Origin of the sequence: Sphingopyxis sp. (genome assembly GCF_035686825.1) — a bacterium.
Classification (GTDB): domain Bacteria; phylum Pseudomonadota; class Alphaproteobacteria; order Sphingomonadales; family Sphingomonadaceae; genus Sphingopyxis.
Map to the genome: position 1 here is coordinate 15,325 of NZ_DASRYZ010000005.1, position 13,551 is coordinate 28,875.

13 protein-coding genes are annotated in these 13,551 nt (G+C 66.7%); 8 read left to right on the plus strand and 5 right to left on the minus strand.

Features of this window, described 5'->3' with window-relative positions; all coding sequences use genetic code 11:
* Nucleotides 1–33: 33 nt before the first annotated feature.
* Together pabB and VFG17_RS11215 are read right to left on the minus strand one after the other, a co-directional pair.
* Nucleotides 34–1,899 (minus strand): aminodeoxychorismate synthase component I, encoded by a 1,866-nt coding sequence (gene pabB / locus VFG17_RS11210; RefSeq protein WP_325029559.1) that lies wholly within the window; start codon nt 1,897–1,899, stop codon nt 34–36.
* Nucleotides 1,900–1,936: 37 nt separating this feature from the next.
* Complete coding sequence (locus VFG17_RS11215) at nt 1,937–2,473, minus strand: hypothetical protein (RefSeq protein ID WP_325029560.1); 537 nt, start codon at nt 2,471–2,473, stop codon at nt 1,937–1,939.
* Nucleotides 2,474–2,609: 136 nt separating this feature from the next.
* Here VFG17_RS11215 and VFG17_RS11220 point away from each other — a divergent pair, with 136 nt between their 5' ends.
* The 7 genes from VFG17_RS11220 (at nt 2,610) to VFG17_RS11250 (ending at nt 9,955) form a co-directional block, all read left to right on the plus strand.
* Complete coding sequence (locus tag VFG17_RS11220; RefSeq protein ID WP_325029561.1) at nt 2,610–4,277, plus strand: long-chain fatty acid--CoA ligase; 1,668 nt, start codon at nt 2,610–2,612, stop codon at nt 4,275–4,277.
* Between the two features lie 111 nt (nt 4,278–4,388).
* The gene (locus tag VFG17_RS11225; protein WP_325029562.1) at nt 4,389–4,823 is read left to right on the plus strand and encodes a MerC domain-containing protein; all 435 of its coding nucleotides are present in this window, start codon (nt 4,389–4,391) and stop codon (nt 4,821–4,823) included.
* Nucleotides 4,824–4,926: 103 nt separating this feature from the next.
* Nucleotides 4,927–5,391 (plus strand): Fur family transcriptional regulator, encoded by a 465-nt coding sequence (locus VFG17_RS11230; protein ID WP_037557254.1) that lies wholly within the window; start codon nt 4,927–4,929, stop codon nt 5,389–5,391.
* A 35-nt stretch (nt 5,392–5,426) separates the two neighbouring features.
* Nucleotides 5,427–6,263, plus strand: a complete 837-nt coding sequence (locus VFG17_RS11235) for a hypothetical protein (RefSeq protein WP_325029563.1) — start codon at nt 5,427–5,429, stop codon at nt 6,261–6,263.
* A gap of 70 nt (nt 6,264–6,333) precedes the next feature.
* Nucleotides 6,334–7,857 carry a fumarate hydratase gene (locus VFG17_RS11240; RefSeq protein WP_325029564.1) on the plus strand — a complete coding sequence of 508 codons (1,524 nt, stop codon included), beginning with the start codon at nt 6,334–6,336 and terminating at the stop codon, nt 7,855–7,857.
* A 110-nt stretch (nt 7,858–7,967) separates the two neighbouring features.
* Entirely contained in the window at nt 7,968–9,503 is a 1,536-nt protein-coding gene (locus tag VFG17_RS11245; RefSeq protein ID WP_325029565.1) for a M20/M25/M40 family metallo-hydrolase, read from the plus strand.
* Nucleotides 9,500–9,955: a VOC family protein gene (locus tag VFG17_RS11250; protein ID WP_325029566.1), complete on the plus strand. Its 456-nt coding sequence runs from the start codon at nt 9,500–9,502 to the stop codon at nt 9,953–9,955. Before VFG17_RS11245 ends, VFG17_RS11250 begins: the two co-directional genes overlap by 4 nt.
* Here VFG17_RS11250 and VFG17_RS11255 read toward each other — a convergent pair.
* On the minus strand, nt 9,952–11,148 hold the full coding sequence (locus tag VFG17_RS11255; RefSeq protein ID WP_325029567.1) for a DUF481 domain-containing protein: 1,197 nt from the start codon (nt 11,146–11,148) through the stop codon (nt 9,952–9,954). The two genes, VFG17_RS11250 and VFG17_RS11255, sit on opposite strands and share 4 nt — an antisense overlap.
* A gap of 132 nt (nt 11,149–11,280) precedes the next feature.
* Between VFG17_RS11255 and VFG17_RS11260 the strand changes: the two genes are divergently transcribed.
* Nucleotides 11,281–11,556 (plus strand): hypothetical protein, encoded by a 276-nt coding sequence (locus VFG17_RS11260; RefSeq protein WP_325029568.1) that lies wholly within the window; start codon nt 11,281–11,283, stop codon nt 11,554–11,556.
* 177 nt (nt 11,557–11,733) lie between these two features.
* Here VFG17_RS11260 and VFG17_RS11265 read toward each other — a convergent pair whose 3' ends face one another.
* Both VFG17_RS11265 and VFG17_RS11270 read right to left on the minus strand, forming a co-directional pair.
* On the minus strand, nt 11,734–12,858 hold the full coding sequence (locus VFG17_RS11265; RefSeq protein WP_325029569.1) for an MBL fold metallo-hydrolase: 1,125 nt from the start codon (nt 12,856–12,858) through the stop codon (nt 11,734–11,736).
* Nucleotide 12,859: 1 nt separating this feature from the next.
* On the minus strand, nt 12,860–13,495 hold the full coding sequence (locus VFG17_RS11270; RefSeq protein WP_325029880.1) for a DUF1013 domain-containing protein: 636 nt from the start codon (nt 13,493–13,495) through the stop codon (nt 12,860–12,862).
* Between the last annotated feature and the right edge of the window lie 56 nt (nt 13,496–13,551).

Below are 13,551 nucleotides of genomic sequence, written 5' to 3' on the forward strand. Positions count from 1 at the left end.
GCAGCTTGATAATTTACCTATGCGGCGGGCAGGTCAGCCTATCGCGGATGCCGCAGCGTCCGCGAGCCGCGCCGGGACCAATCCGCGCAAGCTGTTGCCGATGAAGAAGCCGCTTTCGAGATCGGCGAGGCGAAGGTGCGATTCGACCGCGCGCCCCTTGTCGATCAGCTCGGCGCGCAGCACGCCGGGAAGCAGCCCCAGCGCCAGCGGCGGCGTGAGCAACTGGCCCTCGCGCTCGACGAAGATATTGCTCCAGCTACCTTCGGTGACGAAGCCCGGCTCGTCGACGAAAACGACCTCGGCCGCGCCGCTCTCGTGCCGCGCGCTATCATAGACGGCGCGCAGGCTGGTCTTGTGCGCGAGACGAAAGTCGCCCGCCGCCATCGGGGCGGAGCGCACCGCGACCGGCACCGGCAATTCGGCGAGGCGGGGCAGCGGCGACACCTCGATCGCGAGCGCGCCCGACGGTGCGAGGCGCATCCGCACGCGCGCGGCGCTGCGCAGGCGGAAGGTCGCCGATTGCAGGCTGTTGCGCGCACCGTGCCGGTCGAAGGTAAAGCCCAGCGTCTCGGCGCTCGCCTTCATCCGCGCGAGATGCCCCTCGAGCCGCTGGATGCCCTCGACGGGATCGAAGAGCATCGTCTCGATCAGGTCGAAGCTTTCGCCCGCTGCAACCACAAATTCCCCCTTGGCCAGACATTCGCGCCATTCTTCAGCCGGTTGGCTATCGGCGACGATTCCAGAACCGAGCCCCAGCGTGGCGCAAGCGGCGCCTTCCTGCAAGTCGCGCGTGGCGCAAGCCGGCCCATCGTGCAACCCGCCTTGCGGGAAGACGAGCGTGCGGATCGCGACATTGAACGCGGCATCGCCCCCCGGTTCGATAAAACCGATCGACCCCGTGTAAAGTCCGCGCGCGTCGGTTTCGAGTTCGTCGATGATTTCCATCGCGCGCACCTTGGGCGCGCCGGTGATCGACCCGCACGGAAAGGCGGCGCGCAGCACATCGACCGCGCCAGAACCTTCGGGCAACCTCGCACTGACGTCCGAGACGAGCTGATGGATCGTCGGAAAGCTTTCGACGCGGAACAGATCGGGCACCGCGACCGACCCCGGCATCGCGACGCGCGACAGGTCGTTGCGGATCAGGTCGACGATCATCAGATTTTCGGCGCGCTGCTTGGGATCTTCGGCAAGGTCGCGGGCGGCGGCCGCGTCGGCTTCGGGATCGGCAAGTCGCGCCGCCGTCCCCTTCATCGGCCGCGCCATCAACTGGCCACCCTTCAGCGCAAAGAAAAGCTCGGGGGAATGCGACACGATCGCCCGTTCACCCGTCCAGATCACCCCGCCATAGCCCGCGCGCGCCGTCCGCCGCAGCCGCGCATGGACGGCGAGCGGGTTGCCGAACACCGGCACGTGGGCGCGGAAGGTCAGATTCGCCTGATAGATGTCGCCCGCGCGGATCAGCGCCAGCACGGCGTCGACCGCCGCGAGATAGTCGGTGCGTGCAATGCGCGGCGCGACCTTGCCGACCCACGCAGACGACGGATCGGGGAGCAGGTCCGCCACCTTGTCCGCTTCGATCCGGCGAGCGCGTTCGAACAGGCCAAACCAGCCGACCGGAGCCGCGACGACGTCGGCGTCCACCGCCCCGCGCCATGCGGGACCAAGCCCCTTCCCCGCCTCATACGCCAGATAACCCGCGGCATGGAGCCCGCGCGCCTGCGCGCTTTCGAGCGCCGAAAGCAGGTAGGGCACGTCCGCAGCCGAATAGGCGGTTAGCACCTTGACCGGATCGACGAACAGCCGCGCCGCCGCGGCCCCCTCGGCGCGCGCGTCGTCGAGCAGCACGAAGGGCGGGCAGCCCGGCCCCGGCACGGGGATCGCGTCGCCGCCCGCCATCGCTATCTCACGAAATCGATCGCGTGCCCGGCGGCTATCAGCGGTCGCGCTTCATGCGGATCGTGCGGCCGCCTTCGATCGAGGCGAAATAGCTGCCCATCGTCGCGACCTTGATCTTGACCTTCTGCCCCGCCTTGGGCTGGCGCGGCAGCCGCGTCGTGTCGATCTGCGTCCACACCGCATCGTCTTCCATTGCCAGCGTATATTTGCCCGACCGGTCCATGCTGACCGAACGGATCGTCGTTTCGATTTCCTTGACCTCATCCTCGTCGCCGCCGAAAATTCCGCCGAGCTTGGGAAAGGAAAAGCCGAACAGCCCGCGCCGCGCCTTTTTGGCGGTCTCGCGGTCGGTGAAGGTGATCTCGCGCGCATGGTCGGCGCTCGACAATTCGCCGACTTCGCGATCGAAACAGGCGAGCCGCGCCGCCGCGTCGGCGATGTCGCGGCACGCGTAGAGTTCCTGGATCTGCGCCGGGCGCTCGGAGGGCAGCTTGTCCTTCGCGGCCGCCGGAACGGCGAGCGCGCCGGCGAGGAGGACGAGCGGCGCGGCGACACGCGATGACAGCTGCGGCATGGTAAAACCCCTGGCGAGAACGATATGCGCTGCCTAGCCGCAGCGGCGCCGCGCCGCAAGCGAGCCCGGTTGCGGTCGCGGCTTACTGACCCTAGTGTCAGGAAGCCGAACAATATTCGAGAGGATCCCGCCCGCGATGGACAGCCGCTTTTCCTGGTCGACCGATTATCACCACCCGACGGCCTGGAATCAGGATTATCCGCCGCTCTCGCTGCCCGACATGCTCGCCGCCAGCGTGGCCCGGCGCGGCGATGCGCCGATGCTCGACTTCATGGGACGCCAGTTCGGCTATGCCGAGGTGGCGCGCGGCGCGGCGCGCGTCGCGCGCGGGCTCCAGCAGCTGGGGCTCGGCAAGGGCGGCCGCATCGGCCTATTCCTCCCCAACGTGCCGCATTATGTCGCGGCCTATTATGGGGCGCTCATGGCGGGCGCGACGGTGGTCAATTTCTCGCCGCTCTATACCGTGGCCGAGCTCGAGGCGCAGGTCGAGGATTCGGGCACCGACACGCTCTTCACGCTGAGCGCCGCCGCGCTCCTGCCCACCGCCTTGCAGGTGCTCGACGGATCGAGTCTCAAACGCCTCGTCGTCGGCTCGGTCGCGGGCGGGTTGCCGGCGGCGAAATCGGTGCTCTATCGCCTGTTCAAGCGCAGCGAGGTCGCGGCGCTGCCCGACGACCCGCGCGTCATCCGCTTTTCCGCCCTCACCGACAATGACGGCAAGCCCGAGCCTGTCGCGATCGACGCGCAAACCGACATCGCGCTCATCCAATATACCGGCGGCACCACGGGAACGCCGAAGGGCGCCAAGCTGACGCACCAGAACCTCACCGCCAACGCGCGGCAGGTGAACGCGATCGACCCCGACCATGATGCCGAGGACCGCATCCTCGGCGTGCTGCCTTTCTTCCACGTCTTCGCCAACACCTGCGTGCTCAACCGCACGATACTCAACGGCGGCACGATCACGATGCTGCCGCGCTTCGACGCGAAGCAGGCGCTCGAGGCGATCACGCGGACGAAGACGACGGCGCTGCCCGGCGTGCCGACGATGTATCAGGCGTTGCTCGATCATCCCGAACTCGCCGCCACCGACTTCTCGAGCCTGCGCGTCTGCATCTCGGGCGGCGCGCCGATGCCCGCCGAGCTGCGCGAGAAATTCGTCGCCGCCACCCGCGCCTCGCTCGTCGAAGGCTATGGTCTTACCGAAAGCTCGGGGGTCGTTGCGACCAACCCTTATGAAGGGCCGGTCCGGGCGGGCACGATCGGCCAGCCGATCCCCGCGACGCATATCCGCCTGCTCGACAAGGAGGACCCGACCAAGGACGCGCCCGACGGTGAACCCGGCGAGCTTGCGGTGAAGGGGCCGCAGATCATGCAGGGTTACTGGAACCGCCCCGACGCCGACAAGGACAGCTTCACCGACGACGGCTGGCTGCGCACCGGCGACGTCGCGGTGGTCGAGGAGGGCGGTTATATCCGCATCGTCGACCGGCTGAAGGACATGATCGCGGTGGGCGGGTTCAAGGTCTATCCGAGCGTGATCGAGGCGCATCTCTATGAACATCCCGCGGTCAAGGAAGCGATCGTGCTCGGCGTTCCCGACGCCTATCGCGGCGAGGCGCCGAAAGCCTTCGTGACGCTCGAGGAGGGTTTCAACGTCAGCGGCGAGGCGCTCGCCGCCTGGCTCAACCCCCAGCTCGGCAAGCATGAGCGGGTGAACGCGGTGGACGTGCGGCTGAACCTGCCCAAAACGATGATCGGCAAGCTCGACCGGAAGGCGCTGCGCGCGGAAGAGGGGGCGTAGAGCGCTCTTCGGCTCGTCCGATATTTTGTTCGCGCCAATGGCAATGAGACATTGTAACCTTTGTCATATTATGCCATATCTCCGTTCGCAATTGCTTTAACGGAGAATCGGGTGACCCATGTCGCCAGCCATGCCCCTGTTCTGACGCGCTTCAGCGCGCTGGTCCGGGCTGCGCGCGATTCACGGCCGCTGACCTCGCTGTCGGGCGACCAGCTCGCGATGGGGCTGTCGGGGCTCTGCCTCGTCCACTGCCTCGCGACGACGATCTTCTTCGCCTCGATCGCCTCGGTCGGCGGCGTCTTCCTCGACAATCACCTGTTCCACGAGATCGGACTGATCATCGCGATCGGCTTCGCGCTGATCACGCTCGTCTCGGGCGTGCTCAGCCATGGCTATATGATGCCCTTCGCGGTCGGCAGCTTCGGGCTCGGCATGATGGCGGGCGCGCTGTCGCGGCCGCACGACGGCAGCGAAGTGATCGCGACGATGATCGGCGTCGCCGTGGTCGCATTGGGCCACGACCTCAACCGCCGCGCGCGGCACTGACGCGTCCGCCGAAACGGACCGGTCCGCGGCTTGCGGGCGCCCCCTAAAGAGCCTACATTGGAAGCGTAGTTAGCGCGGAATTATCCGCGCGTGAGGAAACGCCATGGGCAAGCATGATCATCCGCACGTCGAGGCCAGCGGCGCCTCGCTCGCCAAGGCGGCGCAGACGGCGCTCGAGGGCGCGGGCGAAGCCTGGACCGACATGCGCGCCGAGATTTTCGACGCGGTCGCCGAAATCGGCAAACCCGCGAGCGCCTATGAAATCGCCGACATCGTCTCGCAGAAGCGCGGCAAGCGCGTCGCGCCGAACAGCGTCTATCGCATCCTCGACCTGTTCGTCGCGAACAACCTCGTCCGCCGGGTCGAGAGCGCCAACGCCTTCGTCGCGAACAGCCATCCGGGCTGCCTCCACGACTGCATCTTCCTGATCTGCGACAGCTGCGGCACCGCGGTGCATGTCGACGACGACAAGCTGTCGACCGGGGTCCGCGCCGCCGCGAACGCCACCGGCTTCGCCGCCGAGCGCCCGGTGATTGAGGTGCGCGGCAAATGCGCCGAGTGCCAATAAGGTGAGCCGCCGCGCTCCACCGGACGGCTAAGGGCGTGTTCGGGGGGCTTCAGCATTGGATCGAGACGCAGCACGCGCGCCCGCCCGCGCCGACGCGCGCGTGGATCTGGACGCTCGCGTTCGGAATCGCGACGCTGCTCTTCGGCCTCTATCTGGGTCAGGTCTTTCCGCAGACCGGCCATGATATCGCGCCCGGCTATGGCGCCCCGGTGCTCGCGTTCGAATTCGCGGGCAGCCAGGCCGACCTCGAAGCGATCTTCGGCTTCTTCACCGACCCGCAGCAGGTGGCGCGCCTCGCCGCGATGCGCGCCGGCAACGAGCGCGACTATCTCTATATGATGCTCTATGCGGGCTTTCTCGTCAGCGGCTGCATCGCCTTGTGGCGCGAGCTTCGGCATCGCGCGCTGCTCGCCGCCGCCGTGCTGCCGGTCGCCGCGGCGCTGTGCGATGCATGGGAAAACTGGCTGCTCTTCGACATCCAGGCCGCCTTCACGCTTGGCGACTATTCGCCCGCGATGGCGAGCCTCCCCTACCCCGTCGCCGCCAAATTCCTGCTGCTCGCGGCGACCAACGTCATGATCGGCGCGGCGGCGACGCGGCTCGGCCGTTGGTGGGCGCTGTTCGGGACGCTCGCAATCCTCGCCGCGATCCCGACCGTGATGGCGCTCATCACCCCCGCCGCCTTCGCCTGGGCGCTGATTCCTTCGGCCGCGGGCGGCTGGCTGCTGCTTCTCGCGCTGGCCGCGGCGGGCAGTTGGCAGGCTCTCGCCCGTAACCGTCCGCTGGCCGGTTGGAGCGACACGGCGCCCGAACCGGCCGCATCCGAAGCCATCGCGCCCGTCCGCCGCGTCTTCGGCCGCCGCCGCACCTGACCCCCCTTTCCACTCCCGCGATGTGGGTCTAGGGAGGCGGCGAATCCCGAAAAAGGGCGAAAGGCTGCACATGAACACCGTGATCATCCGCGAAGACGACCTCATCGAAACGATCGCCGACGCGCTCCAGTACATCAGCTATTTCCATCCGATGGACTATATCCGCGCATTGGGCGCGGCCTATGAACGCGAAGTGTCGCCCGCCGCGAAGGACGCGATGGCGCAGATCCTGTCGAACAGCCGCATGTGCGCCGAGGGGCATCGCCCGATCTGCCAGGACACCGGCATCGTCACCATCTTCATCAAATGGGGCATGGACTGCCGCCTCGACAGCCCGCGCAGCCTGCAGCAGGTCGTCGACGAGGGCGTGCGCAAGGCCTATCTCCACCCCGAAAACAAGCTCCGTGCCTCGATCCTCGCCGACCCCGCGTTCAGCCGTGTGAACACCAAGGACAACACGCCGTCGGTGCTCAATGTCGAGATGGTGCCGGGGAACAAGGTCGTGATCGATGTCGCCGCAAAGGGCGGCGGCAGCGAGAACAAGTCGAAGTTCAAGATGATGAACCCGTCGGACTCGATCGTCGACTGGGTGCTCGAAATGGTCCCGCAGATGGGTGCCGGCTGGTGCCCGCCGGGGATGCTCGGCATCGGCATCGGCGGCACCGCCGAAAAGGCGATGCTGCTCGCCAAACAGTCGCTGATGGACCCGATCGACATGACCGAGCTGCTCGCGCGGGGCCCCGCGAACCCGACCGAGGAACTGCGCATCGAACTTTATGAAAAGGTCAATGCGCTCGGCATCGGCGCGCAGGGGCTCGGCGGCCTCGCGACCGTGCTCGACGTCAAGATCAATGACTGGCCGACGCACGCCGCGTCGAAGCCGGTCGCGATGATCCCCAATTGCGCCGCGACGCGTCACGCGCATGTGACGCTCGACGGCAGCGGCCCCGCCTTCCTCGAACCGCCCGTACTCGCCGACTATCCGAAGATCGACTGGGCGCCCGACAAGGCCGCGATCCGCGTCGACCTCGACAATCTCACCCCCGAAGTCGTCGCGAGCTGGAAGCAGGGCGACCGGCTATTGCTCAATGGCAAGATGCTCACCGGCCGCGACGCCGCGCACAAGCGCATCGCCGACATGCTCGCCAAGGGCGAAGAGCTGCCCGTCGAGTTCAAGGGCCGCGTCATCTATTATGTCGGCCCGGTCGATCCGGTCGGCGAAGAAATTGTCGGCCCCGCCGGCCCGACGACCGCGACGCGTATGGACAAGTTCATGGACATGATGCTCGATCAAGGCCTGCTCGCCTGCGTCGGCAAGGCCGAACGCGGCCCCGCCGCGACGCAGGCGATCGCCAAGCACAAGAGCGCATACCTGATGGCGGTCGGCGGCGCGGCGTATCTGGTGGCGCGCGCGATCAAGGGCAGCAAGGTCGTCGGCTTCGCCGACCTCGGCATGGAGGCGATCTACGAGTTCGAGGTCAACGACTTCCCCGTCACCGTCGCGGTCGACAGCGACGGCCAGAACGTCCACGTCAACGCGCCGAAGCTATGGCAGAAGCGGATTGCCGACGAGGGACTTCTGGAGAAAGCATAGCCTCCGGCACATCCGATCCTGACCCTGTAACGGTAAGTTCCCGGCACGGCCTTGCGTTTCGCTGGCGATGCGGCACATTGCTTCGCATTCAAAGCAGCAGGGGACTTGTGATGGATTTCCGGGAGCTTGACCGACTGAACCGCCGCGACATCATCCGCGGCACCGCGATGCTGGGGGCGGGCGCGGCGTTGATGCAGCCCATCCCGCTCTGGGCACAGTCGGGAAGCATTGCCGACATCCGCAAGGCCGCCGAAGCCGGCAAGGACGCTTCGATCAAGCGCATCCGCGACTGGATCGCCCTGCCCTCGATCGCCGCCGAGGACCGCAACATGACCGAGGGCGCGGCCTATATGGCCGAGCTCGCCAAGGATGCGGGCTTCACCAATGTCGAGATCGTCCCCACCGACGGCCATCCCGGCGTCTTCGGCACGATCGACGTCGGCGCCCCGCGCACGCTCGGCATCTATTTCATGTACGACGTCAAGCAGTTCGACGCCGCCGAATGGTCATCGCCGCCGCTCGAAGGCAAGATGGTCGAGCGCCCGGGTTTCGGGCAGGCGATCATGGGCCGCGGCGCCGTCAACCAGAAGGGGCCCGAGGCGAGCTTCCTCGCCGCGCTCCACGCGATCCGCGCCGCGGGGCGCAAGCTGCCGGTGAACATCGTGCTCGTCTGCGAAGGCGAGGAGGAGATCGGATCGCCGCACTTCCGCCAGATCGCGACCAAGCCCAACATCCTCGCCGCATTGAAGAAGTGCGAGGGCATCTTCATCCCCTTCGCCTCACAAGGGAAGACCGGCAACGTCACGGTCAACCTCGGGTCGAAAGGCATCATCGAACTCGAACTGGTCGCGAGCGGCGAGAAATGGGGCCGCGGGCCCAAGGGCGACGTCCATTCGAGCCTCAAGGCGATGGTCGACTCGCCCGCATGGCGGCTGGTGCAGGCGCTCCAGACGCTCGTCACCCCCGATGGCAACAAGCCCGCGATCGAGGGCTGGTTCGAAAATGTCCGCCCGCTCACCGAACGCGAAAAGACGCTGATCCGCGAAGCCGCCAAAGCGGGCGACGAAGCGCAGCAGAAACAGGCGCTCGGCATCACCCACTGGATCGACAATCTCTCCTACGACGACGCGCTGATCCGCCTCGCGCAGGAGCCGACGGTCAATATCGAGGGGCTCGTCGCGGGCTATACCGGCCCCGGCGGCAAGACGATCCTGCCCGGCCGCGCGGTCGCCAAGCTCGACCTCCGCCTCGTTCCCAACCAGACGCGCGCCGAGGCCGAAAAGAAGCTGCGCGCGCATCTCGACAAGCATGGCTTCAAGGATGTCGAGGTCAATGTCTCGGGCGGTTACGACCCGACCGAAGTCGCCGAAGACAGCCGCCTCGTCCGCTCCGAACTCGCGACTTACAAGAAGCTCGGCGTCGCGACGAGCCTCAACCCGCGGATGGCGGGAAGCTGGCCGGGCGCGACCTTCACCGCGCCGCCGGTGTCGATCCCCGCCGCGCATTTCGGCATCGGCCACGGGTCGGGCGCGCACGCCCCCGACGAATATTATCTGATCGATTCGACCAACCCCAAGGTCGCCGGTCTCGTCGACGCGACGATGGGTTTCGCCGAATTTCTCTATGTCCTCGCCGCGATAAAATGAGCGACCTCAACGGCGTCGCGCATGTCATCCTGACCGCGGGCGATTTCGCACGATCGACCGCCTTCTGGCGCGCGATGATCGAATATCTCGAGCTCAAGCTCGTGCTCGACAGCGAACATATGCTCTATGGCGTCGGCGGGCGCACCGCGATCGGTATCCGCACCGGCAGCCCCGAAAATGCCGGCAAGCGCTTCGACCAGGGCGCGCCGGGGCTGCATCATGCCTGCTTCCGGATGCGCGACTGCGCCGCGGTCGACCGGGTTCATGCCTTCCTCGCGCACCGCGACGACATCCGCATCGTCCACGCGCCGCGGGAGGAGCCGTGGGCGCCCGGCTATTATTCGATCCTGTTCGAAGACCCGGACGGCATCCGCGTAGAGTTCAACCATGTCCCCGGCGTCGGCCTGCTCGCCGAGGGCGAGCGGATCGGCGGTTCCGATGCGTTCGACTAGAAGCCGTAGACCAGCGTGAAGCGCGTCTGCGTGTCGACCTTTTCGATCCCCGGCGGCGGGTTCGTGTCGATCTGCGCCGAATAGGCGATGCGCGCCGACAGCGCACCGGTCAGCTTGGCATTGAGCGCGGTTTGCGAGCTGGTCGAGCCGTTGGATTCGCCGACGATCGTCGATGCAACCTGCGTCAGCCGCAACGTCGGCGACAATTGCCAGCCGAAATCGAGCCCCGCGAGCGCGGTCAACTCGGTGTCGTTGCTGCCGTCGATGAAGTCGGTCTGACGGAACGCCGGTCCGCCCTTCAGGCTCAGCGTCATCTTCTTGGTGTCGACCACCTTGTAGCCGAGCCCGCCCGATAGGTTCCAGCGCGTGTCATAACCCAAAATCCGGTCATGTTCCCAGCGGGTCAGGCCAAAGGCGAAGGTGCGCTCGTCGATCCGGTATTGCGGCTCCAGCTCGGCCAGATAGCGTTCGACCGACGTCTTGCCGTTGGTGCGTTGGTAATCGGCCTGCGCGCGCAGCTTATGGGTCCAGTCGATCCCCTTGCGCGCGAGCGCGAGGCCCGCGCTGAGGCCGGCCGAACTGGTGTTGCCGCTGCTGTGCGAGGCGCCGATCTGCCCCTCGCCTTTCCAATTCTCCCAGAATTTCGCCGCTGCCAGTTTCGCGCGCGCCGCCGCCGCCGCCTCGTCCTTCAATCGCTGCCGTTCGGCGCGATAGGCGACCACCTGTTCCTCGATTTCGGCGGCGTCCTCCGGTGTGGTGGCCTTGGCGAGCTTCGCCACCGCCTCGACATCGGCGTCCTTGCCGCTCGCCATCGCCGCGGCGAGCATATTGCGCACCGGATCGAACGGAACCTCCGGCGGGTGCCCGCTGCGATAATAAGCGAGCAGCGCGTCGATTTCGCCGATATTGGCCGGATGCGTCTGCCGGGCGAACTTTGCCACCGCTTCGACATCGTCATTGTTGCCGCTCGCAAAGGCGGCGTTGATCATCGCGCGCAGCGCATCGGGCAGCGGCGGATCGGGCGGCACGAGCACGACCGGGAGCGGGCTCGCCACCACCGGGTCGACGAGCAGAGGATTGACGAGCAGCGGGTCGGGCTGCGTCGGGTCGACCGGTTCCTGCGAAGCATGCGCCAGCGGTACGGCGAACGCGAGAGGCAGACAAAGCGCGGCCAGGCGGGGGAGAGCTGTCACGAAGACGTCCTTCTTGCGGGGGCGGAAGCCGGGTTCGTTCGATCGTTCGCGCGGGGCCGGCGCGCGGACGACGCGCCCCTATAACCCGAAAGTTTCTGGTATTTCCACCCCGGCTGCCCCATCTGCAAACCTATGTATATCGCGCTCATCGCCATTTTCTGTGCCGGCATCGGCAATTTCGCGATGCACCGCGCCTTCATGGAAAGCGACGATCCGCTGATCCAGCAGATGGTGAAGCCGCTTGCGGACAAGGTCGGGCCGAACATCACCTACGTCTTCGAATTCCTGCTGCTCGTCGGCGCGATGGCGATCGCGACGCGGAACTGGTTCGCCGCGCTGATGCTCTATGGCCTCTATACGATCTTCAACGCGATGGCGTTCAGCTGGATCATGCAAAGGCCGCGATAAACCGAGCGCGCGGCGGGTTTCGGCCGAAGGCCGACCTTTATTGCATCGTCACCCCGGACTTGATCCGGGGTCCATGACTTCGGCGACGCAATGGATCCCGGATCAAGTCCGGGATGACGAAGGTTGGGGTAGCAACGTCCGCTCCCCACCCCCAAAGCCGACGTCAGGCAAGCAGCCTCACGCCACCCCGTGATACCACCACACCCCGTCGCGCTCCTCGCGCTTCACGCGCCCTTCGACCTCGAGCCGCTTGAGATGCGCGAGCGCCTCGCCGGTCGCGAGCCCCTGATTATGCTCGCCGATCGGGCGATTGAAGAGCAGGGGGAAACTGTCGACCGCACGCATCGGCGCCTTCGCCGCGGCTTCGGCGAGATTGTAAAGCCGCATGCGATGCTCGTCGCGCAGCGCCATCAGGCGGACGTGCAGCCCCTTGAAAGGCTCGCCGTGCGCGGGGCAGGTGACGACGTCGGCGGGCACAGTGGCGAGCAATTTGTCGATCGACGCGAGCCATTCGCCCAAGGGATCGGCGTCGGGTTCGGTGATGTTGACCGAGACGTTCGAGCTGATCCGCGGCAGCACCTGGTCGCCCGACACCAGCACGCCTTCGCGCTCGTTCCACAGGCACGCATGTTCGGGGCTGTGCCCCGAACCGGTGACGACGCGCCACCGGTGCGCGCCCATGTCGAGCGTCTCACCATCCGCGATCCGCACATAGGAGCGCGGCAGCGTGAAGATCATGCGCTGAAACATGTTCCAGCCGCGCGACCGCTGCGCCTCGATCGCATCCGCGTCCCAGCCCGCGGCGCGCGACTGCGTCAGCACCTCGTCGGGCGCGGTGTCGGATGAATCGGCGACGATCGCGCGCGCGGTCAGCATTTCGCCGCGCGTCATCCACAGTTTGACGCCCTGCTTCTTCGCGATCCAGCCCGCGAGACCGATATGGTCGGGGTGCAGGTGCGTACCGATGACCCGCGTGATCCGCCGGTCCTTGAGCGCGCCCACGTAGAGCGCCTTCCACGCGTCGGAGCACATCGTCAGGCAGATGCCGGTGTCGACGACGGCAACCCCGTCGCCATCATCGAGCAGCCAGCTGTTGATATGGCCGAGCGAGCCCGGCATCGGGATGCGCGCCCAGCTGATGCCGTCCGCGATGCGGATCGTCTCGCCGGGCCCGGGCGCCGCCTCGCCCCACGGATAGGTGAGGCCGGCGTGGCTCGTCGCGGTAAAGCTGTCGTCCTGGGTCAGCGAGGCGTCCGGCGAGCCACTGGCCGCCGGGATATTGTCCTCGTCCGTCCCCGACACCTCAGGCTTCGCCGTCGGTTTCGGCTTCCTCGGCGGCGCGCGCTTCGGCGGCCGCGGTGCGTTCGGCGCGCAGTTCCTCGAGCAAAGCTTCGCGGTCGCCTTCGAAACGGCTGTCCTCGGGCGCCTTGATCCCCGCCTTTTTCGCCGCCTTGGCGACGAGCGCATCGAGTTCGCGCTGCGAGCAGAGGCCGAGCGTCACCGGATCCTTGGGGACGATGTTCGCGCTGTTCCAGTGGCTGCGGTCGCGGATCGCGCCGATCGTGTTGCGCGTGGTACCGATCAGCTTACCGATCGCACCGTCCGAAACTTCGGGATGGTTCTTGAGGATCCAGGCGATGCCGTCGGGCTTGTCCTGGCGCTTGCTTACGGGCGTGTAGCGCGGACCGCGGGTGCGGCGAATCGTGTCCTGCGCCTGCACGCTCATCTTGAGCTTGTAATTCGGGTCCTTCTGGCCCTTTTCGATCTCTTCCATCGACAGCTCGTGCGCGCGGACGGGGTCGCGGCCGGTATATTTGGTCGCGGCGGTCTCGTCGGCGATCGCCTGCACTTCAAGGATGTGAATCCCGCAATATTCGGCGATCTGGCCGAAGGTGAGCCCGGTGTTGTCGACCAGCCAGGCGGCGGTCGCGTGCGGCATCAGCGGGGTCGGATTGGCATTGGCCATGACGAAAAGTCTCCAAGCGGAAATAATAA

Excerpts from the sequence above, each read along its gene's own strand:
- VFG17_RS11245 (WP_325029565.1), top strand. The coding sequence starts at position 7,968 with ATGGATTTCCGGGAGCTTGACCGACTGAACCGCCGCGACATCATCCGC.
- VFG17_RS11230 (WP_037557254.1), top strand. The coding sequence starts at position 4,927 with ATGGGCAAGCATGATCATCCGCACGTCGAGGCCAGCGGCGCCTCGCTC.
- VFG17_RS11220 (WP_325029561.1), top strand. The coding sequence starts at position 2,610 with ATGGACAGCCGCTTTTCCTGGTCGACCGATTATCACCACCCGACGGCC.
- VFG17_RS11260 (WP_325029568.1), top strand. The coding sequence starts at position 11,281 with ATGTATATCGCGCTCATCGCCATTTTCTGTGCCGGCATCGGCAATTTC.
- pabB (WP_325029559.1), bottom strand. The coding sequence starts at position 1,899 with ATGGCGGGCGGCGACGCGATCCCCGTGCCGGGGCCGGGCTGCCCGCCC.
- VFG17_RS11240 (WP_325029564.1), top strand. The coding sequence starts at position 6,334 with ATGAACACCGTGATCATCCGCGAAGACGACCTCATCGAAACGATCGCC.
- VFG17_RS11270 (WP_325029880.1), bottom strand. The coding sequence starts at position 13,495 with ATGCCGCACGCGACCGCCGCCTGGCTGGTCGACAACACCGGGCTCACC.
- VFG17_RS11250 (WP_325029566.1), top strand. The coding sequence starts at position 9,500 with ATGAGCGACCTCAACGGCGTCGCGCATGTCATCCTGACCGCGGGCGAT.
- VFG17_RS11215 (WP_325029560.1), bottom strand. The coding sequence starts at position 2,473 with ATGCCGCAGCTGTCATCGCGTGTCGCCGCGCCGCTCGTCCTCCTCGCC.